The organism is Brevundimonas sp., assembly GCF_044336875.1.
Classification (GTDB): domain Bacteria; phylum Pseudomonadota; class Alphaproteobacteria; order Caulobacterales; family Caulobacteraceae; genus Brevundimonas.
The window spans coordinates 1-19,453 of record NZ_JBIIOP010000024.1 but is presented as its reverse complement, the minus strand read 5'-3'; the positions used below and the strand labels follow the sequence as shown (position 1 = coordinate 19,453).

At 66.7% G+C, this 19,453-nt stretch carries 17 protein-coding genes; 10 read left to right on the top strand and 7 right to left on the bottom strand.

All coding sequences use genetic code 11. The features are described from left to right. Window positions 1–46: 46 nt before the first annotated feature. Complete coding sequence (locus ACIQ1T_RS17470) at window positions 47–2,023, bottom strand: potassium transporter Kup (protein ID WP_395945832.1); 1,977 nt, start codon at window positions 2,021–2,023, stop codon at window positions 47–49. Between the two features lie 168 nt (window positions 2,024–2,191). Here ACIQ1T_RS17470 and ACIQ1T_RS17465 point away from each other — a divergent pair, with 168 nt between their 5' ends. Beyond that, window positions 2,192–2,662, top strand: coding sequence for an Rrf2 family transcriptional regulator (locus tag ACIQ1T_RS17465; RefSeq protein ID WP_395945831.1), 471 nt, complete (start codon window positions 2,192–2,194; stop codon window positions 2,660–2,662). Between the two features lie 7 nt (window positions 2,663–2,669). Beyond that, window positions 2,670–3,467, top strand: coding sequence for an SDR family NAD(P)-dependent oxidoreductase (locus tag ACIQ1T_RS17460; protein WP_395945830.1), 798 nt, complete (start codon window positions 2,670–2,672; stop codon window positions 3,465–3,467). Here ACIQ1T_RS17460 and lpdA read toward each other — a convergent pair whose 3' ends face one another. The 4 genes from lpdA to ACIQ1T_RS17440 form a co-directional block, all read right to left on the bottom strand. Continuing rightward, window positions 3,468–4,868 (bottom strand): dihydrolipoyl dehydrogenase, encoded by a 1,401-nt coding sequence (gene lpdA / locus ACIQ1T_RS17455; RefSeq protein WP_395945829.1) that lies wholly within the window; start codon window positions 4,866–4,868, stop codon window positions 3,468–3,470. It lies immediately after the preceding gene. A gap of 645 nt (window positions 4,869–5,513) precedes the next feature. Continuing rightward, window positions 5,514–7,205 (bottom strand): 2-oxo acid dehydrogenase subunit E2, encoded by a 1,692-nt coding sequence (locus ACIQ1T_RS17450; RefSeq protein ID WP_395945828.1) that lies wholly within the window; start codon window positions 7,203–7,205, stop codon window positions 5,514–5,516. A gap of 1 nt (window position 7,206) precedes the next feature. Beyond that, entirely contained in the window at window positions 7,207–8,274 is a 1,068-nt protein-coding gene (locus ACIQ1T_RS17445) for an alpha-ketoacid dehydrogenase subunit beta (protein WP_395945846.1), read from the bottom strand. A 59-nt stretch (window positions 8,275–8,333) separates the two neighbouring features. Continuing rightward, entirely contained in the window at window positions 8,334–9,581 is a 1,248-nt protein-coding gene (locus ACIQ1T_RS17440) for a thiamine pyrophosphate-dependent enzyme (protein WP_395945827.1), read from the bottom strand. A gap of 149 nt (window positions 9,582–9,730) precedes the next feature. Between ACIQ1T_RS17440 and ACIQ1T_RS17435 the strand changes: the two genes are divergently transcribed. From ACIQ1T_RS17435 to ACIQ1T_RS17410, 6 genes are all read left to right on the top strand, one after another. Next, window positions 9,731–10,219, top strand: coding sequence for an Lrp/AsnC family transcriptional regulator (locus tag ACIQ1T_RS17435; protein WP_395945826.1), 489 nt, complete (start codon window positions 9,731–9,733; stop codon window positions 10,217–10,219). A 39-nt stretch (window positions 10,220–10,258) separates the two neighbouring features. Further along, window positions 10,259–11,197 (top strand): pirin family protein, encoded by a 939-nt coding sequence (locus tag ACIQ1T_RS17430; RefSeq protein WP_395945825.1) that lies wholly within the window; start codon window positions 10,259–10,261, stop codon window positions 11,195–11,197. Between the two features lie 94 nt (window positions 11,198–11,291). Then, entirely contained in the window at window positions 11,292–12,257 is a 966-nt protein-coding gene (locus tag ACIQ1T_RS17425; RefSeq protein WP_395945824.1) for a WD40 repeat domain-containing protein, read from the top strand. Beyond that, on the top strand, window positions 12,257–12,952 hold the full coding sequence (gene mtgA / locus ACIQ1T_RS17420) for a monofunctional biosynthetic peptidoglycan transglycosylase (RefSeq protein WP_395945823.1): 696 nt from the start codon (window positions 12,257–12,259) through the stop codon (window positions 12,950–12,952). The genes ACIQ1T_RS17425 and mtgA overlap by 1 nt, the downstream gene beginning before the upstream one ends. 90 nt (window positions 12,953–13,042) lie before the next feature. Next, complete coding sequence (locus tag ACIQ1T_RS17415) at window positions 13,043–14,950, top strand: M2 family metallopeptidase (protein ID WP_395945822.1); 1,908 nt, start codon at window positions 13,043–13,045, stop codon at window positions 14,948–14,950. Between the two features lie 103 nt (window positions 14,951–15,053). Further along, a complete protein-coding gene (locus ACIQ1T_RS17410; RefSeq protein WP_395945821.1) occupies window positions 15,054–16,946 on the top strand; it encodes a ubiquitin-activating E1 FCCH domain-containing protein in 1,893 nt (630 codons plus the stop codon). Window positions 16,947–16,952: 6 nt separating this feature from the next. On the opposite strand, the gene ACIQ1T_RS17405 is transcribed toward ACIQ1T_RS17410, so the two are convergent. Beyond that, the gene (locus ACIQ1T_RS17405) at window positions 16,953–17,864 is read right to left on the bottom strand and encodes an isopenicillin N synthase family dioxygenase (protein WP_395945845.1); all 912 of its coding nucleotides are present in this window, start codon (window positions 17,862–17,864) and stop codon (window positions 16,953–16,955) included. Window positions 17,865–18,130: 266 nt separating this feature from the next. On the opposite strand from ACIQ1T_RS17405, the gene ACIQ1T_RS17400 reads away from it, so the two are divergent. Then, window positions 18,131–18,805, top strand: a complete 675-nt coding sequence (locus ACIQ1T_RS17400; RefSeq protein WP_395945820.1) for an OmpA family protein — start codon at window positions 18,131–18,133, stop codon at window positions 18,803–18,805. Between the two features lie 159 nt (window positions 18,806–18,964). Next, entirely contained in the window at window positions 18,965–19,114 is a 150-nt protein-coding gene (locus ACIQ1T_RS17395; protein WP_395945819.1) for a hypothetical protein, read from the top strand. Between the two features lie 157 nt (window positions 19,115–19,271). Here ACIQ1T_RS17395 and ACIQ1T_RS17390 read toward each other — a convergent pair. Continuing rightward, on the bottom strand, window positions 19,272–19,453 hold a 182-nt coding region (locus ACIQ1T_RS17390; protein WP_395945740.1), incomplete at its 5' end, for an OmpA family protein.

Here is a 19,453-nt window from a genome sequence, read left to right as displayed (position 1 = left end):
CGGCGTCCACGCGCCTGCGAGCTCTGCCCGCCCCGTCCTTCAGTCGTCATACGGCTACCTGCGCGCCCAGTTCGACCACGCGGCCGGGCGGAATATGGAAGAAGTCGGTCGGATTGGCGGCGTTGCGCATCAGGAAGATGAACAGACGATCCTGCCACAGGGGCATCCCCTGCCGCGCCGACGGAATAAGCGAACGCCGGCCCAGGAAGAAGCTGGTCGACATGATGTCGAACTTCAGCCCCTGTTTGCGGCACAGGCCGAGCGCGCGCGGCACGTTCGGCGTCTCCATGAAGCCGTAGGTGACGGTCAGCTTCTTGAAGTCGTCGTTGATCGGCTCCATCCGCACCCGGTCGGCCTCCTTAACGCGCGGCCGCTCGGAGGTGCGCACGGTCAAAATGACGTTCTTCTCGTGCAACACCTTGTTGTGCTTGAGATTGTGCATCAGGGCGACCGGGGCGACGTCGGGATCGCTGGTCAGGAAGATGGCCGTGCCGGGCGCGCGGTGCGGCGGACGGGCCTGCAGCATCTCGATCAGGTCGTTCAGCGGCAGGCTGTCCTTGCGGGTCTTCGCCGTCAGGATCTGGGTGCCGCGCACCCAGGTCCACATGACCAGCACCAGCAACGCGCCCAGAACCAACGGCATCCAGGCCCCGTCGGGGATTTTCAGCAGGTTGGAGGTCAGGAAGACGCTGTCGATGAAGGCGAACGGAATAAGCGTTCCCGCCACGGCCCAAAGCGGCCATTTCCAGCCCTTGCGGATCACCGAATAGGCCATCAGCGTATTGACCAGCATGGTGCCGGTCACCGCGACCCCATAGGCGGCGGTGAGGTTGTGCGAGCTCTGGAACACGACCAGCAGGACCAGCACCCCGACCATCAGGAAGCTGTTGACCGCCGGCACGAAGATCTGGCCGGCCTGGGTCTCCGACGTGTTGCGGATGTCGATGCGCGGCAGCAGGCCAAGCTGGACCGCCTGCTGCGTCACCGAGAAGGCGCCGGTGATGACGGCCTGGGACGCGACCACCGTGGCCACGGTAGCCAGGATCAGCATCGGCCAGTAGGCGAACTGCGGCACCATGCGCCAGAACGGATTGTCGGCCGCGCCGGGGTTGTCGAGGATCAGGGCGCCCTGGCCCAGATAGTTCAGCGTCAGACAGGGCAGGACGAAGGCCAGCCAGCCCATGCGGATCGGCGCCTTACCGAAATGGCCCATGTCGGCATAGAGAGCCTCGGCCCCGGTCACGGCCAGGAAGACGCTGCCCAGGATGACGAACCCCAGGAAGCCGTCGTGCAGCAGCAGGCTGATCCCGTAATAGGGCGACAGGGCGCGCAGGATCGAGATGTCGTCGAAGATGTGGAACAGGCCCAGCGCGCCCAGGCTCAGGAACCAGACGGCGGTGATCGGGCCGAAATACTTGGCCAGGCTGGCGGTGCCGCGCGACTGGACCATGAACAGGGCGATCAGGATGCCGGCCGAGATCGGCACGATGAAGGCGTCCAGCTTGCCGCCGATGCCCGGCGCATCCTGCAGGCCTTCGACCGCCGACAGGACGGAGATCGCGGGGGTGATGATGCCGTCGCCGTAGAACAGGGCCGCGCCGCACACGCCCAGGATGAAGATCCAGGCGCTGCGCCGACCGACCGCGAACTGGGCCAGGGCCATCAGAGACAGGGTGCCGCCCTCGCCCTTGTTGTCGGCGCGCATCAGGAAGAAGACATATTTGAAGGTCACGACGACCATCAGGGCCCAGAAGGCCAGGGACACGACGCCGACCACGGCCAGTTCGCCGCCCACGCCGTTCTGGGCATGGTCGATCGCCTCGCGCAGGGCGTAGAGCGGGCTGGTGCCGATGTCGCCGAACACCACGCCGATCGCACCGAGCGTCAGGGCCCAGAAGCCGCCGTGCGACGTGCTGGACCCGCCTGGGGCGTGGGACTCGGGTCCCGTGGCGTGGGTGGGTTTGTCCGGCGAGTGCGACGCGGACGAGGGAGCGCTCGCGTCGTGGGGAGTATCCCCGGCCATGCGTATCCTCCGGGCCATCGACGACAGGTCGAGCCCTTCAAAGCGGCGAGCCTTTAGGCTCATTCCACGCGGTCTTCAATCGTGACGCGGGGGATTCGGTTTCCCCCTATGAGACGGGGATTTGTGATTCCGCCCTGGAACGCCTATTTTCACTGTAGGAACACAACCATGTCAGACAGTCAGCGCTTCCCCGTCGCCGCCCACGCCTTGGCCTATATGGCCCACAAGGGCGCGTTTTCGCCTGCCCAGGCGGCGCCCAGCGCGCTTCTGGCCTCGTCGATCCCGACCAACCCCGTGGTTGTGCGCCGGGTCACGGCCCTGCTGGCCAAGGCCGGCCTGATCGCCACCCGCCCCGGCGCCACAGGCGGCTCGTGGCTGCTGCGCCAGCCCGAGGGCATCCGGCTGGACGAGGTGCTGAAGGCCGTCAACGGCTGCGCCCACATCGGTTCGCCCCCGGCGGGCGCCAAGGGCTGCCCGGTCAGCGAACATATCCCGCGCCAGGTGGCCAAGGCCCTGACCGCCGCCGACGAGGCCGCGACCGAGGCCCTGTCCAAGATCACCATCGCCGATCTGCTGGCCGAAAACCCTGCGTCGCTGGCGGCCTTCACCCCGCACAAGTCCTGCCCCGTCGCGGCCTGACCGGCGAATGAGGCGCACGGTCCTTGTCACCGGCGCCTCGGCCGGCATAGGCGCGGCCCTGGCCCGAACCTATGCGTCGAACGGCTGGAACCTGATCCTGACCGCCCGCCGGGAAGGCCCGCTACAGGCCCTGGCCGACGAATTGAGCGCCGCCCACGGCGTCACGGCGACTGTGATCACGGAAGACCTGTCCGATCCCGCCGCCCCCGAACGCCTGGTCGCGGCCGTCGCCGCGCGCGGCCTGACCGTCGACGGCCTGGTCAATAATGCGGGCTTCAGCCGGGTCACCGGCTTTCTCGATACCGACCTGACCGCACACCGCGCCATGATCCAGGTCATGCTGACCGCCCCGGTCGAACTGTCGCGCCTGCTGCTGCCCGGCATGATCGCACGTGGCTTCGGCCGGGTGCTGAACGTCGCCTCGCTCGCCGGCCAGATGCCCGCGACGGGCGGCGACACCCTGTACGGTCCGATCAAGAGCTTCCTGATCAAGGCGTCCCAGGGCCTGTATCTGGAGCCCCTGGGAACCGGCGTCCACGTCACCGTGCTGAACCCCGGCTACACCCTGACCGAGTTCCACGACGTCAACGGTTCGCGCGACCAGGTGTCCAGGGCCTATCCGGCCTGGATGTGGATGGACGCCGCCCGCGTCGCCGCCATCGGCTACACCGCCTGCGAGGCGAACCGTCCCGCCGTCACGCCGGGCGTCATGAACAATATCATGGCCGGTCTGGCGCGCTTCCTGCCGGACGGCCTGGCGCTCCGCATGGTGGCGAACCACGCGAAGCGGCTGGATCGTCTCTGATCAGATGTGGATGGCGTGCCCCAGGGCGCGCAGGGAGGCCTCGTGGAAGGCTTCGCCCAGAGTCGGGTGGACGTGGATGACGCCCGCCACATCCTCCAGCACCGCCCCCATCTCCAGCATCTGGGCGAAGCTGTTGCTGAGTTCCGACACGTGCTGGCCCACGGCCTGGATGCCCAGGATGCGGTGATCCGACTTCGAGGCGATGACCCGAACGAAGCCGCCGTCCTCGCCCGCCTCGATGGCCAGGGCGCGGCCGATGGCGGCGAAGGGGAAGACGGACTGGATCACGTCGTCGCGGCCCTCGACATCCGACGGGCCCAGACCGGCCGAGACGATCTCCGGCTCGGTGAAACAGACGGCGGCTATGGTGACGGGATCGAACACCCGGTCATGGCCGGCGATGATCTCGGCGACCACCTCGCCCTGGGCCGAGCCCTTGTGCGCCAGCATGGGTTCGCCGGTCAGGTCGCCGACGGCCCAGACGTTCTTCATCGAGGTGGCGCAGCGTTGGTCGATCTTCACGAACGGCCCGGCCATGGCCACGCCCATATTCTCCAGACCCCAGCCTTGGGTGCGCGGCTTGCGGCCGACCGTCACCAGCACCTTGTCGGCCTCCAGCTGCAGCGGCTCGCCGTCCTTGGTGGTGATCGACAGTTTTCCGTCGCCGAAGCCGCCCGCGCGGGCCTTCAGATGCAGTTCAACCCCGTGCTTCTCCAGCCATTTGGCGACCGGATCGGTCAGGGCCTTGTCATAGAGGGGCAGGATCCGTTCGGCCATTTCGACGATGGCCACTTCGGCGCCCAGCTTGCGATAGGCGATGCCCAGCTCCAGCCCGATATAGCCGCCGCCGACCACGACCAGCTTCTTCGGCACCTCGGACAGGCTCAGGGCCTCGGTCGAGGAGATGACGTCGCCGCCGAACGGCAGGAAGGGCAGTTCGACCGGCTCCGACCCCGTGGCCAGGATGACGTGTTCGGCAGTGATCTTCAGATCGCCGTCCTCGGTCTTGACGATACAGGTCTTGGCGTCCTCGAAGCGCGCCCAGCCCTTGATCACCTTGACCTTGGCCTTCTTCAGCAGGGCGGCGACCCCGGCGTTCAGCTTCCTGACGATGCCGTCCTTCCATTCGACCGTCTGTTTCAGGTCGATGGCCGGCGCGGCCGCCGTGATGCCCAGGGTTCCGCCCTCGGCGGCGGCCTTGGCCACCGTCTCGAACTTGCCCGCCGCATGGATGACGGCCTTGGACGGGATGCAGCCGACGTTCAGGCAGGTGCCGCCCAGGCCGTCGCCGCCATCGACCAGGACCGTGTCCAGCCCCAGCTGGCCGCAGCGAATGCCGGCGACATAGCCGCCGGTGCCGGCGCCGATGATAAGGACTTTGGTCTTTATGGTCTGGGTCATGGATACGACTTTTCGCGACCCGGGCGAGACGCGCGTCCAACCCCGAGGCCGATTAGGAACAGAATAGCTGCAAGCCCGATCATCGCAGGCCAACGGACAAAGTGTGACCAGTAGGGAGCCGCTCTCGTGGAGTCGACTGCGCCTGACGGTGGCCAAGACGGAAGTGCGCCGCCTTCGGCGCGCGGCATTTCCCCTCCCGACTCTTGCAATCGGCCCAGCATGACGAGAGCTTCCGCCGCTGATTGATCGCCGGCCGGCACTATATGGAGCTCGGAAAGATGCTCCTGTCCCGGCGGGGCCAAGAACACGAAATAGGCTCTGCCGTTCAGCGTCTCGCCTTGTTCCACAGACTCAAGAAACCAGCTGTTACACATTCCCGGCGTGAAGCTTAGCGTGAACGGCTTGGGCGGAGCATAACCCCAGATCGCCTCAACCGGCCTCATACGAACGCTGAAACTGTCACCAGGATAGCGGGAATCCACCGGCGTGAAGTCCTCCGCCACAACCCGATAAACCGATATCACGGATTTATAGTATTCTCGCTCGAACCTCGTGTAGTCTGGCGAGGGACTGCAGGCCAAGGATGGAGTTGCCGAGGCCGCCAGCACACCCAGCGCAAAGATAGGGCCGGCGAGCTTCACGTCCTCACCCCATCCACAGCGTCGCGGGATGTTCCAGCAGCCCCTTGATCCGCTGCACGAAGACCGCCGCGTCGTGACCGTCGACGATGCGGTGATCGAAGCTGGACGACAGGTTCATCATCTTGCGCACGACCATCTGGCCGTCCTTGACCACGACCCGTTCGGCGATCTTGTTGGGACCGACGATGGCGACCTCGGGGTGGTTGATGATCGGGGTGTGGACGACCCCGCCCAGCGTCCCCAGCGAGGTGATGGTGATGGTCGAACCGGACAGTTCCTCGCGTTTGGCCGTGCCGTCCTTGGCCGCGCCCGAGACGCGGGCGATCTCCAGCGCCGTGTCATAGGGGTCGCGCGCCTCGGCGTGACGGACCACCGGCACCATCAGCCCGTTCGGGGTCTGGGCGGCGATGCCCAGATGGACCGGGGCGTGCTGGGTCAGGACGCCGGCCTCGTCGTCATAAGTGGCGTTGATCTGCGGCTGGTCGCGCAGGGCGACCACGATGGCGCGGGCGATGAAGGGCAGGACGTTCAGCTTGGGCTGGTCCTTCTTCTTCGTCGCGTTCAGATGGGCGCGCAGCTCCTCCAGCGCCGTGACGTCGATCTCCTCCACATAGGTGATGTGGGGGATGCGCCGGACGCTCTCGGCCATCTTCTCCGCGATCTTGCGGCGCAGGCCGATGATGCGGACCTCGGTCGTGCCCTCGGCCTGGGCGTATGTCGAACCGCCGCCCGACGGCGCCGCGGCCGGAACCTGACCGCCGCGCGCGATGAAGCCGTCCAGATCCTCGTGGGTGATCCGACCGGCCGGACCAGAGCCCGGCACGAAGGTCAGGTCCACGCCCAGGTCGCGGGCGCGGTTGCGCACGGCCGGAGAGGCGGAGGGGCGTTCGCCCGGCGTCCGGCCGGTCAGGGCCGGAACGGGCTTGGCGGGCGCAGTCGTCTTCGGCTGCGGGGTCTTGCCCCCCTCCCCGGCTTCGCCGGTACTCCCCCCGAGGGGGGGAGATTTGGAATGAGGCGATCCTCCCCCATCGGGGGAGGGGGACCGCGAAGCGGTGGAGGGGGCCTGACCCAGCACCGGCGCCGAGACATTGCCCTGGCCCTGAACCGTGAACGACACCAGCGGCCCGCCGACCGGGACCTGCTGACCCGCTTCGCCGTGCAGGGCCGCCACTACCCCGGCGACCGGCGAGGTGATTTCCACCGTCGCCTTGTCCGTCATGATGTCGGCCAGGATCTGGTCTTCCTCGACCGTATCCCCGACCTTCACATGCCAGCCGACCAGCTCGGCTTCCGCCGTGCCTTCGCCGACGTCGGGCAGTTTGAAGACGTAGTTGCCCTGGCCTGCAGCCTCGACCGCAGGGGTCGGCGCGGGCGCGGGTTCGGCCTTGATCTCGGGCTTCGGCGCGGCTTGCGCCACCGGCTGGGGCGCGGGCGCGTCCTCCGCATTCCCTGCCCCCTCGACCTCGAACTCGACCAGCGGACCGCGCACGGCGACCATGGCGCCGGGCTCGCCGTGCAGGGCGATGACCTTGCCGGACACCGGGGCGGTGATCTCGACCGTGGCCTTGTCGGTCATGACGTCGGCGACGATCTGGTCCTCGGCGACGACCTCGCCGAGCTTGACGTGCCAGCCGACCAGTTCGGCCTCGGCGGTGCCCTCGCCGACGTCCGGCAGTTTGAAGACGAAACGACCCATATCAGCGACCTCCCGTCATGACGCTCTTCAAGGCGTCTGCGACCCGTTGCGGTCCGGGGAAATATTCCCATTCGAAAGCATGGGGATAGGGCGTGTCCCAGCCGGTGACGCGCGCGATGGGCGCCTCCAGCTGATAGAAGCAGCGCTCCTGCACCAGGGCCGACAGCTCGCCGCCGAAGCCCGAGGTCTTGGGCGCCTCGTGCACGATGACGCAGCGGCCGGTCTTCTTGACGCTGGCCTCGATGGTCTCGATGTCCAGCGGAACCAGGGTGCGCAGGTCGATCACCTCGGCGTCGACGCCCGCATGTTCGGCCCCGGCCAGGGCGACCCAGACCATGGTGCCATAGGCCAGGATGGTGACGTCGTTCCCCTCGCGCATCACGCGCGCCTTGCCGATGGGCTCGACGTATTTGCCGGTCGGCACCTGGGCCAGATCCTGCGCCTTCCACGGCGAGACCGGCTTCTCGTGCCAGCCGTCGAACGGGCCGTTGTAGAGGCGTTTCGGCTCGAAGAAGATGACCGGATCGTCGTCCTCGATCGCCGCCGTCAGCAGGCCCTTGGCGTCATAGGGGTTGGACGGGATGACGACCTTCAGCCCGGCGATATGGGTGAACAGGCTTTCCGGCGACTGGCTGTGGGTCTGGCCGCCGAAGATGCCGCCGCCATAGGGCGAGCGCACCACTATGGGGGCGGTGAACTGACCGCCCGAGCGGTAGCGCAGCTTGGCCGCCTCGGAGACGATCTGGTCGTAGGCCGGATAGATGTAGTCGGCGAACTGGATCTCGACCACCGGACGCAGGCCGTAGGAGCCCATGCCAATGGCGGCGGCGACGATGCCGCATTCCGAAATCGGGGCGTCGAAGCTGCGGGTCAGGCCGTGCTTCTGCTGCAGCTTGTCGGTGACGCGGAAGACCCCGCCGAAATAGCCCGCATCCTCGCCGAACGACAGGACGTTGGAATCCTCGGCCATCTTGCCGTCGATGGCCGAATTCAGGGCCTGGATCATGTTCATCGGCACGACGCCCGATCCATCAGCCTGCGAGGTCGGAGCGGCGTTCTGGTCGACCATGTCCGGCTCGACGCCGTCGTTGCGGTCGGCGTCGGTATAGGTGTTCTGTTCGCTCATGGTCAGACTCCGACCTCACGGCGCTGTTCGACCAGACGCCAGTCCTCGGTCGCATAGACCTCCTCGAACATGGTCTTCACGCTGGGCCGCGACTGACCCAGGGTGCCGATGGCCTCGGACTCCTTGCCGGCGGCGCGGACCTGTTCGACCGCCTCGCGCAGGGCCACGGCGTGGCGCTCGTCGTCCCATTCGCCGATCAGGTTCAGGTGCTGGCGCAGCCGCTCCAGCGGATCGCCCAGCGGCCATTTCTCGTGCTCGTCGCCGGGGCGATAACGGCTGGGATCGTCCGAGGTCGAGTGCGGGGCGCCGCGATAGGTGAACAGTTCGATCACCGTCGCCCCCTGGTTGGTGCGGGCGCGCTCCTCGGCCCACTGGGTCGCCGCCCAGACCGCCAGGAAGTCGTTGCCGTCGACCCGCAGGGCCGGCAGGCCATAGCCGATGGCCTTGGAGGCGAAGGTGGTCTCCAGACCGCCGGCTATGCCCTGGAAGGACGAGATGGCCCACTGGTTGTTGACGATGTTCAGAATGACCGGGGCGCGATAGACGCTCGCGAAGGTCAGGGCGTTGTGGAAGTCGCCTTCCGCCGTGGCGCCGTCGCCGATCCAGCTGATGGCGATCTTGTCGTCGCCCTTGTAGGCGCTGGCCATGGCCCAGCCGACCGCCTGGGGCACCTGCGTCCCCAGATTGCCGCTGATGGTGAAAAAGCCGTATTCCTTGGACGAATACATGATCGGCAACTGGCGGCCTTTGATCGGGTCCGCCGCGTTCGAATAGATCTGGTTCATCATCTCGACCAGCGGATAGCCGCGGGCGATCAGCAGCCCCTGCTGGCGATAGGTCGGGAAGCCCATGTCCTCACGCGACAGCAGCATGCCCTGGGCGACGGCGATGGCCTCCTCGCCGGTGCACTTCATATAGAAGCTGGTCTTGCCCTGGCGGTGGGCGCGATGCATCCGGTCGTCGAAGGCGCGGGTCAGGATCATCGCCTTCAGGCCGCGCCGCAGGGTCTCGGCGTCCAGACGCGGATTCCAGGGGCCGACGGCCCTCCCCTCGTCGTCCAGCACCCGAATCAGCCGGAAGGCGTGGTCGCGCATCTCATAGGGGGTGGTCCCCACCTCGGGCCGCTCGACCGCGCCGGCGGGATCCATCAGCAGATGGCTGAAGTCAGGCCGATCGCCGGGCCGGCCGGAAGGCTCGGGCACGCGAAGCGACAGCGGCTGGCTGTTTTTTTGGTTCAATTTGTCGTTCATGCGGGCGTCCATGTCCGTTCGGGGGTCCGTCCGTGTTTCCTCTGGACGTTTGATAACACGCCGCCTAAGCAGGCGCTCGCTCAAATTGACCTTGCAAAATCCCGATTTCGGGTATTTTATTTCGCCAGAACCATAATCGGAGAAACGCATTGGCGGACGAACTCGATCCCATCGACGCCCGTATCCTTGATATCCTGCAGCAGGACGCCGGCCTGTCGGTCGCCGAGGTGGCGGACCGCGTCGGTCTTTCGGCCTCGCCGTGCTGGCGCCGGATCAAGAGGCTGGAGGATTCCGGCCTGATCACCAAGCGGGTCACCCTGCTGAACGCGCAACTTCTGGGCCTGGACTTCGAAGTCTACGCCATCGTCAAACTGATGCTGCCCTCGGCGGAGAACCTCGATGTCTTCGAGGCCGCCGTCGCCAAATGGCCGGAAGTGGTCCAGTGCGCCACCATCACGGGCCGCGAGGACTATGTGCTGCGCATCATCACCTCGGACATGCACGCCTTCGACCGCTTCCTGCGCGAGAAGCTGCTGGCCCTGGGCATCGTCTCGGACTGCGAGAGCCATATCGTCACCCGCGGCGTGAAGAATGTGACCGCCCTGCCTCTTGGCATCGTGACCCCACACGTCGGATAACGACGCTCGAGGCGGCAGAATCCGCCAGGGGGTACTGACATGATCGAACTGGTGATCGACGCGCGCCGCAAGGACCTGGGCGGGTTCGAGGTCGGGCGCGTCCTGCCCTTCCATTCGCGCCGGATGGTGGGGCCCTTCATCTTCCTGGACCAGATGGGGCCGGCCGAGTTCGCGCCGGGATCCGACGCCATCGACGTGCGGCCGCATCCGCATATCGGCCTATCGACCCTGACCTATCTGTTCGAGGGGGAGATCATGCACCATGACAACCTCGGCTATAATCAGGTCATCCGCCCCGGCGAGGTGAACTGGATGACCGCCGGCAAGGGCATCGTCCATTCCGAGCGCACCGATCCGCTGAAGCGCAGCCTGGGCGGGCCGATGCACGGGATGCAGGCCTGGGTCGCCCTGCCCGACGAGGCCGAGGAGATCGCCCCCTCCTTCCACCACCTGGATGAGGGCGCCCAGCCTTCCTACGAAAACGGAGGCCTGTTCGCGCGTCTGGTGGCCGGCGAGGCTTATGGGGCCAAGGCGGCCGTGCCGGTGTCTTCGCCGCTGTTCTATGTTCACTGGGAGCTGCAGCCCGGCGTCCGCACCGCGCCGCCTCCGGGCAAGGGCGCGGGCGGCATGAGCGAACGCGCCCTGTTCGTGGCCAAGGGCTCGATCGAGGTCGGGGACCGTACCTTCCACGAAGGCCAGATGATCGTGCTGGAGCCCGCCGCCGAGCCGACCATCAAGGCCCTGACCCAGGCCACCGTCATGGTCATGGGCGGCGAACCGATTGGCGAACGCCTGATCTGGTGGAATTTCGTCGCCTCCAGCCAGGCCCGGATCGACCAGGCCAAGGCCGACTGGAAGGCCGGCCGGATGAGCCTGCCCAGCGAGGACGATCTGGAGTTCATCCCCCTGCCCGAGGAGCCGGCCAAGGCCCAGGCCGCCCCGGCGCCGGTCGAGCCCAAGCCCAGCGATCCGGTCTAAGCCATCACTCTCCCTCCCCGTTCTGGGAGGGAGGAGCCGGTGACTTGGCCTCCCCCATTTGCCCCCGCCCGCGCAACCCGCTAACGGCTGCGCCATGAACTTCGCATTCGACGCCCAGGTCACCGCCGCCCTCTTCGACGACGCCGGCGCCGTCTTTGCTCTCGGCGACGGCTCGGTCCGGTTCGAGGACAAGACGCGGGTCGAGGCCCACGACGGTGCGATCCTGTGCGCCGCCGTCCACCCGTCCGGCGACGGGATTGTCACCGGCGGCGATGACGGCAAGGTGGTCTGGAGCCGCCGCGACGAGGACGCCATGGTTCTGGCCACCGCCAGGAATCAGTGGATCGACGCCATCGACGCCTCGCCCGCCTCGGGTCTGGTCGCCTTCTCCTTCGGCCGCACCCTGTCGGTGATCGACCCGGGCGAAACCGCCTTCCGCCGCGACTTCCAGCACGAGCGCACCGTCTCCGGCGTCGCCTTCGAGCCCAAGGGTCGCCGCATCGCCACCTCGACCTATGGCGGGGCCGCCCTGTGGTACGCCCGGATCGAGAAGCAGCAGCCGGTGAAACTGGCCTGGGCCGGGTCGCACACCGGCGTCGCCTTCTCGCCCGACGGCGCCTTCGTCGTCACCACCATGCAGGACAGCCAGTTGCACGGCTGGCGTCTGAAGGACGCCAAGAACCTGCGGATGGGCGGCTATCCGTCCAAGGTCCGGTCCCTGGCCTTCCTCGCCAATGGCCAACTGCTGGCCACCTCGGGCGCGCAAGGGGCCGTACTGTGGCCCTTCATCGGCTCGAACGGGCCGATGGGGCGCGAGGCGACCGAGATCGGCTATGACGACACGACCCTGGTCAATCTGGTCTCGGCCCGCACCGACCAGGGGCTGCTGGCCGCCGGTCTGACGGACGGCCGCATCTGGGTCGCCCATCCGGCCGCCCAGGGGCTGAATTTCATCAAGGCCGAGAAGGGTCCGGCCATCGCCGCCCTGTCCCTCAGCCCCGCCGCCGACAAGGTGGCCTGGGCCGATGAGGAGGGCGCCGCCGGGGTGCTGATCCTGTAATGGCGCGGGCGCGTCGGAAGACCTGGTTTCGGGCGGCGCTGATCGCCCTCGCCGTCCTGGCGATCCTGCCGGTCGGGGGGGTGCTGTTCGTCGCCATCTTCCCGCCCGCCCCCACGATCCTGATGTTGCGACAGGCCGTACGCGGCGAGGGCATGGACTATCAGTGGCGCGGGCTGAACCGGATCTCGCCCAATCTGGTCAACGCCGCCATCGCCGCCGAGGACGCCCGGTTCTGCAGCCACCACGGCTTCGACATGGAGGCCATCGAGAAGGCGCTGGACCACAACGCCAACGGCGGCCGCATTCGTGGCGGCTCGACCATCAGCCAGCAGACGGCCAAGAACGTCTTCCTGTGGCCCGGCCGCGACTGGGTCCGCAAGGGATTCGAGGCCGGCTACACCGTCCTGATCGAGGCCGTCTGGTCCAAGCGGCGGATCATGGAGGTCTATCTGAACGTGGTCGAATGGGCGCCCGGCGTCTATGGCGCCCAGGCCGCGGCTCAGCACTGGTTCGGCAAGGACGCCGCAAGTCTGAGCCCGCGTGAGGCCGCCCGCCTGGCCGCCATCCTGCCCGCCCCGCGCCGCTACAAGGCGGCCCCGCCCGGCCCCTATGTCCGTCGCCGCGCCGGCCGCATCCAGGCCGCCATGGGCACGGTCAGGAACGAAGGCCTGAACGCCTGCATTCGGCTCGAATAGGTCGATCGCCCAAAAACCGGCGCTGGCCCGCCGCGCTTGACGACGCCCGACGCCTGACCTCTCCTGCCTGCGCTGTTCAGGAGATCCAACATGAAGCGTCAGATAATGACCGCCGCCGCGGCCTGCGCCCTCGCCTTCACCGCCGGCTGCGCCGCCACCACCCCGCCCCCGGACGAGGTCATGCCGCTTCAGGCCGACGGCGGGGAACAGACCTTCACCCCCGCCCCCGTGACCGCCACCGGCCTGCGCGCCGACTATCCGACGACGGTCGAGGGCGCGACCCAGTTCGTCGCCGACGCCGAGGCCAAGATGCTGACCTTCGGCGAATACGCCGCCCGGGTGCAGTGGGCGCGGGCCACCAACATCACCTTCGACACCATGTGGCTGGAATCCAAGGTCAACGCCGAGGCCACCGAGCTTCAGGTCCAGCTGGCCAACCAGGCGGCCAGGTTCAACTCGGTCCAGGTCGATCCGGTGCTGCGCCGCAAGCTGGACCTGATGCGTCTGGCCATCGTCCTGCCCGCGCCCAACCGCCCGGGCGCCGCCGAGGAGCTGTCGCAGATCACGACCCGGCTGGACTCGACCTATTCGACCGGCAAGTTCGACTTCAAGGGCGAACAGATCACCCTGGACGACGCTTCGCTGAAACTGGCGGACAGCCGCGATCCGACCGAGACCAAGGCCCTGTACGAAGGCTGGCGCACCATCTCGCCGGTGATGAAGGACGACTACGCCCGCATGGTCGAAATCGCCAACGAAGGCGCGCGCGAACTGGGCTTCGCCGACACCGGCGCCCTGTGGCGGTCGGGCTACGACATGCCGGCCGATGATTTCGCCAAGGAGACCGACCGTCTCTGGGCCCAGGTCAAGCCCTTCTACGAGAACCTGCACTGCTATGTGCGCGCCCGGCTGAACGCGAAATACGGCGACGCGGTCCAGCCCGACCACGGCCCGATCCGCGCCGACCTGCTGGGCAATATGTGGTCGCAACAGTGGGGCAATATCTATGACGTCGTGGCCCCGACCAGCGGCGGCGCCTCCAGCTACGACCTGACCGAACTGCTGAAGACCGCGAACTACGACCCGACGAAGATGGTCAAGACCGGCGAGGGCTTCTACGTCTCCCTGGGCCTGGCGCCCCTGCCCCAGACCTTCTGGGAACGCAGCCAGATCGTGCGCCCGCGCGACCGCGAGGTGGTCTGCCACGCCTCGGCCTGGGATCTGGACAACGCCGACGACATCCGCATCAAGATGTGCACCAACGTCAACGGCGAGGACTTCTACACCGTCCACCACGAGCTGGGGCACAACTACTACCAGCGGGCCTACAAGAACCAGCCGCTGATGTTCCGCAACGGCGCCAACGACGGCTTCCACGAGGCCATCGGCGACTTCGTCGGCCTGTCGGCCCTGACGCCCACCTATCTGAACCAGATCGGCCTGTTGAAGACGACGCCGGGCGCGGAGGAGGACATTCCCTTCCTGCTGAAGATGGCGCTCGACAAGATCGCCTTCCTGCCCTTCGGCCTGATGGTCGACCGCTGGCGCTGGGATGTCTTCTCGGGCGCCACGACGCCGGAGCAGTACAACGCCGCCTGGACCGCCGACATGCTCAAATACCAAGGCCTGGTTCCGCCCGGCGCGCGTCCGGCCAACGCCTTCGATCCGGGCGCGAAATATCATGTGCCGGGCAACACCCCCTACACCCGCTACTTCCTGGCCCACATCTACCAGTTCCAGTTCCAGCGCGCGGCCTGCAAACAGGCCGGCTGGACCGGGCCGCTGCACCGCTGCTCGGTGTACGGCGACGAGGCGGTCGGACAGCGCTTCAACGCCATGCTGGAGATGGGTCAGTCCAAGCCCTGGCCCGAGGCCCTGCAGGCCTTCACCGGCGAGACGACCAACGACGCCTCGGCCGTCGCCGACTATTTCGCCCCGCTGAACCAGTGGTTGACCGTCCAGAACCGGGGCCACGACTGCGGTTGGTCGGAGGCCTGAAGCCCTAACGCCGGTTAACCCTGACGCTTGAGCCTTTCCTTTACCGCATGACGGCATTCTGTCGTCATGCGGGCGGCGTGCGCCCGACGGGGAAGCGACGAAATTGGCGTCTCAACTGATCCATAGGGCCGTCCTACGGCTTCGTGACCTCGTCGCACGTCTGCGCACCGACCAGCGTGGCAATGTGGCGATGATCTTCGCCTTCAGCCTGCCCGTGCTTCTGATGCTGGTGCTGGGCGGGATCGACCTTCAACGGGTCACGACGGCAAAGGCGCAGTTCCAGGACGCTCTGGACGCCGCCACCCTGGCGGCGGCGCGTTCGCCCTATACGGAGCCGGCCGATCTCAAGCGGGTCGCCCTCATCGCTCTGCGCGGCAATCTTCAGAACACGGAGGTGGAGCCCGTCCAGGATGGCGACGTCACCATCTCCCTGAATCAGAATCGCGTCGTGGTCTCAGACGCCACCGGCCGCGTGAAGACGCTCGTCGCCAATATTGTCCTGCCGCCCTACGGCAAGATTCTCGACGACACCCTGTCCATCGGGGTTCACTCAGAGGTCAACCGCGCGGCCCGGAATCTAGAGGTCGCCATGGTCCTCGACATTACCGGCTCCATGAAGGGCACACGCCTCTCCGACCTGAAGACGGCGGCCAAGGATCTGATCGACCTCGTCGTTCAGACCGAACAGTCTCCCTTCTATTCGAAGATCGCCCTCGTGCCCTATTCGATGGGCGTCAATGCCGGAGACTATGCCGACCGGACCCGTGGCGCACTGACGGGATCGACCGCCATAACCGGCGCCGCCTGGGCCGCTGCTTCCGGCAAGTCGATTTCAAGCATTTCTCGGGCGAACCCGGCCGTCGTCACGGCGAACGGCCACGGCCTGACGACCGGCGACTACGTCTGGATCACGGGCGTCAGCCGCATGACGGATCTGAACGGCCGCGCCTATCAGGTCACGGTCCTGACGGCGAACACCTTCAGGCTGAACGGGATCAACACCTCGTCGGGCTATTCCAACAACGGGTCCGGCGGCACGGTCACCGAATGCCAGGTCGAGGGCTGCAATGTCGTGGTCACATCGGCGAACCACGGCCTCGAAACCGGCGAATACGCCAAGATCACCGATGTCGTCGGCATGGTCGATCTCAATGCGACCTGGATCGTGAACCGGCTTTCCAACAACAGCTTCTGGGTCCCTCTCGTCGGCCCCAACGAGATCGCCTACACCAGAGGCGGCAAGGCGCAGTGCGGCCGCGACGGTTGCGCCATCCGTCTCTTCCTCAACCAGGCTGGAGGTCAGCGCGAACTGCCTTCGAGCACCTGCGTCAGCGAGCGGTCCGGCAGCGACGCCTATAAGGATACTGCTCCTGGCGCCGGTCGGTGGGTCGGCCGAAACTATCCCAGCAACGCAAACCCCTGCCTGACCAGCACCATCTACCCCCTGTCCAGCAACATCTCGAAGCTGAAGAGCGAAGTGGACGGATATGTCGCTACGGGGTCCACCGCCGGCCAGATCGGCGTGGGCTGGGGCTGGTACATGGTGTCGCCGAACTTCGGGTCCATCTGGCCTTCAGGCAGCGTACCCGGCCCGGTCAACGTCCTTGAGACCCTGAAGGCGGTCGTCATCATGACGGACGGCGAGTTCAACAACCCGTACTGCCAGGGCGTCATTTCCCAGGACGCCGTCGACAATGGCAGCGCCGGCAGCTCCGATCTCCAGATCAACTGCAGCGCGCCCGAGGGCGATCCCTTCACCCAGTCCGTCGAGATGTGCAAGGCGATGAAGGCCGCCGGCGTGGTCGTCTATACGGTGGGATTCGACCTGGACACCAATCGCGGCAAGGACAGCAAGGTGGATACCGCGATCGAAGTCATGGAGACCTGCGCAACCACCAAGGACAAGCATTTCTTCCAGCCGACCAACGGCACCGGACTGAAGGATGCGTTCCGCTCGATCGGCCAGGACATCAGTCGCCTTCGGATCTCGCGCTGATTTCGCCTAGAGCAGACGAATCTCGCGCAGACGCTCGGTCAGATAGTCTTCGGCCGTGATCGCCTTGCCCGCATAGCGGTCGGGATTTTCCGGCGAGATCGTGCTGGGCAGGGTCTCGATCGGGAAATCCGGATTGAAGTGCAGGAAGAAGGGCGTCGAATAGCGGGCGAAACCGCGACGCTCGGGCGCAGGATTGACCACCCGGTGGGTCGTCGACGGCAGGACGTGGTTGGTCAGCCGCTGCAGCATGTCGCCGATATTGATGACCAGGGCCCCCGGAGGCGGGGCTATATCCAGCCAGCTGCCGTCCTTCTCCTTCAGTTGCAGGCCTGCCTCTTCCGCCCCCAGCAACAGGGTGATGACATTGATGTCCTCATGGGCGCCCGCGCGCACGCCCGGCGCATCGGCGGGCACCGGCGGATAGTGCAGCATCCGCAGCACGCTGTTGCCCATCTCGACCTTGTCCTCGAAAAAGTCGTCACCGAGTTCGAGGTAGCGGGCGATGGCCTTCAGCACCTTGCGGCCCAGGGCGTCCAGATCCTCGTACATGCCGTACACATGGTCGCGGAAACCCGGCGTCTCGGTCGGCCAGACATTGTCGCGCATGAAGTCGCGGTAGGGATGGCCTTCCGGCAATTCACGGCCGACATGCCAGAATTCCTTCAGGTCCACCGTCGCCGCGCCCTTGGCCGCCTCGACCCCGAACGGCGTCAGGCCCCGGGCGCCGCCCGTGCCAGGCTGGTGGTACCGGCGCTTCACCTCTTCCGGCAGGGCGAAGAAGGTCTTGGCGTCGTCGATGGCGGCGCCGATCCTCGCCTCGTCCAGCCCGTGGTCGGCGACGACAGCGAAGCCGAAGCGCGAGAAGGACGCGCCCAGGGCGTCGCTGAACCCCTGGAAGTCCTGATCATACTGGGTCATGGACACCGGCGTGATGGCGCGGTCGGCAGTGGCGGTTTCGGTCTGGGTCGAGCTCACGGGCGTCGTCCTCGGTCAGGAAAAAGTGCGGCGGTTCCCTTACGCCTATTCCACGACCATGTCAGGCCATGGGCCGATCTGGCGGGCGAACCTGTTACAAAACCATCGGTATGGATCTGTATTCAGGCTCGTTCACCTACGGTACAGCTTGGAACCTCGACAGTAAGCGGGCGTTTTTGCGCCAGACTGCAATTCGGAAGGAACATTCCATGCGCGCCAAAATCTTCGTCGCCGGCGTCTCCATCGCGGCCCTGCTTGGGACCGCCGCCTGCACCACGACTGACCCCTATCGCTCGACCCCGACCCGCAACAACACCGGCACGGGCGCCATCGCCGGCGCCCTTGGCGGCGCCCTGCTGGGCTATCTGACCAATACCTCGAACGGAGAACAGGGCCGCAAGAACGCCCTGATCGGCGCCGGCGTCGGCGCCCTGGGCGGCGCAGCCGTCGGCCAGTACATGGACCGTCAGCAACGCGCCATGGAGGCCGAACTGTCCGGATCCGGCGTCGGCGTGGCTCGCCAGGGCGACAATCTGGTTCTGCGCATGCCGTCGGACGTGACCTTCGCCACCAACCAGTCGACCATAGACACCCGCTTCCTGCCGGTGCTCGATGACGTGGCGCGGGTGCTTCAGGAGTATGATCGCTCGACCATCGACATCATCGGCCATACGGACTCCTCAGGCGGCGACGCGATCAACCAGCCCCTGTCCGAACGCCGCGCCGGCAGCGTAGCCCAGGAACTGGTCCGTCGTGGCGTGATCGCCGAACGCCTCTATGTCGCCGGCAACAGCTCGCGCAATCCGGTGGCCTCCAACGCCACGGCGGAGGGCAAGGCCCAGAACCGTCGCGTCGAGATCCTCATCCGTCCGTTCACCGGCTGATCGATCGCCTCATCGACATCAGGAGGGGCGGCGTCGCGAGGCGCCGCCCCTTTTTCGTGGCCGGACACCGTTCCGTGACTTGCGCCGATTCACGCATCATGGTTGTGCGAAATGGTTCAAGATACGGGAAATCCGGTGACGCCTGAGGGTCGGGAATTTGTGCAGAGCCTGAAGCTCGCCGTTGTGGCGGTCGTCAGCGCCGCCCTGACCGCGATCCTGGTCATCGGCGGCGGCGAAGCCCTGTTAAGGCGCTCCAGTGCGTCTGCAACCCCCGCTTCGACACCTCTGCTGGTCCAGACCACAGGCTGAAGCGAGCCCTCAGCCAAACGCCCGCCCCGCCAAAAGCCGATCGCCAGCCAAAGAAAAACGCCGCCTCCTTTCGGAGACGGCGTCTTGTCTTTCGACGACTTCGAAAAGCCCGTCCTCGGGTCGGCCCGGATGATCCGGGCCGACCGTCTGGAAGGTCTTAGAAGTTGATGTCGATGGTGGCGCGACGGTTGAGCGGCTCGCGCACGCCGTCGGCCGTGGCCTTGGCCAGAGCGGTTTCACCCTTGCCGTCGAGGGCGATCACGCCGCCGTTGACGCCTTGGGCGACCAGGGCGTCCGCGACGGTGCGCGAACGACGGTTCGACAGGCCGACGTTGTAGG

Bases quoted from the DNA above. Each gene is read 5' to 3' on its own strand.
- ACIQ1T_RS17445 (WP_395945846.1), bottom strand. From the start codon at position 8,274: ATGGTCGACCAGAACGCCGCTCCGACCTCGCAGGCTGATGGATCGGGC.
- ACIQ1T_RS17415 (WP_395945822.1), top strand. From the start codon at position 13,043: ATGAAGCGTCAGATAATGACCGCCGCCGCGGCCTGCGCCCTCGCCTTC.
- mtgA (WP_395945823.1), top strand. From the start codon at position 12,257: ATGGCGCGGGCGCGTCGGAAGACCTGGTTTCGGGCGGCGCTGATCGCC.
- ACIQ1T_RS17460 (WP_395945830.1), top strand. From the start codon at position 2,670: ATGAGGCGCACGGTCCTTGTCACCGGCGCCTCGGCCGGCATAGGCGCG.
- ACIQ1T_RS17470 (WP_395945832.1), bottom strand. From the start codon at position 2,023: ATGGCCGGGGATACTCCCCACGACGCGAGCGCTCCCTCGTCCGCGTCG.
- ACIQ1T_RS17450 (WP_395945828.1), bottom strand. From the start codon at position 7,205: ATGGGTCGTTTCGTCTTCAAACTGCCGGACGTCGGCGAGGGCACCGCC.
- ACIQ1T_RS17440 (WP_395945827.1), bottom strand. From the start codon at position 9,581: ATGAACGACAAATTGAACCAAAAAAACAGCCAGCCGCTGTCGCTTCGC.
- ACIQ1T_RS17465 (WP_395945831.1), top strand. From the start codon at position 2,192: ATGTCAGACAGTCAGCGCTTCCCCGTCGCCGCCCACGCCTTGGCCTAT.
- ACIQ1T_RS17425 (WP_395945824.1), top strand. From the start codon at position 11,292: ATGAACTTCGCATTCGACGCCCAGGTCACCGCCGCCCTCTTCGACGAC.
- ACIQ1T_RS17400 (WP_395945820.1), top strand. From the start codon at position 18,131: ATGCGCGCCAAAATCTTCGTCGCCGGCGTCTCCATCGCGGCCCTGCTT.
- lpdA (WP_395945829.1), bottom strand. From the start codon at position 4,868: ATGACCCAGACCATAAAGACCAAAGTCCTTATCATCGGCGCCGGCACC.
- ACIQ1T_RS17405 (WP_395945845.1), bottom strand. From the start codon at position 17,864: ATGACCCAGTATGATCAGGACTTCCAGGGGTTCAGCGACGCCCTGGGC.
- ACIQ1T_RS17430 (WP_395945825.1), top strand. From the start codon at position 10,259: ATGATCGAACTGGTGATCGACGCGCGCCGCAAGGACCTGGGCGGGTTC.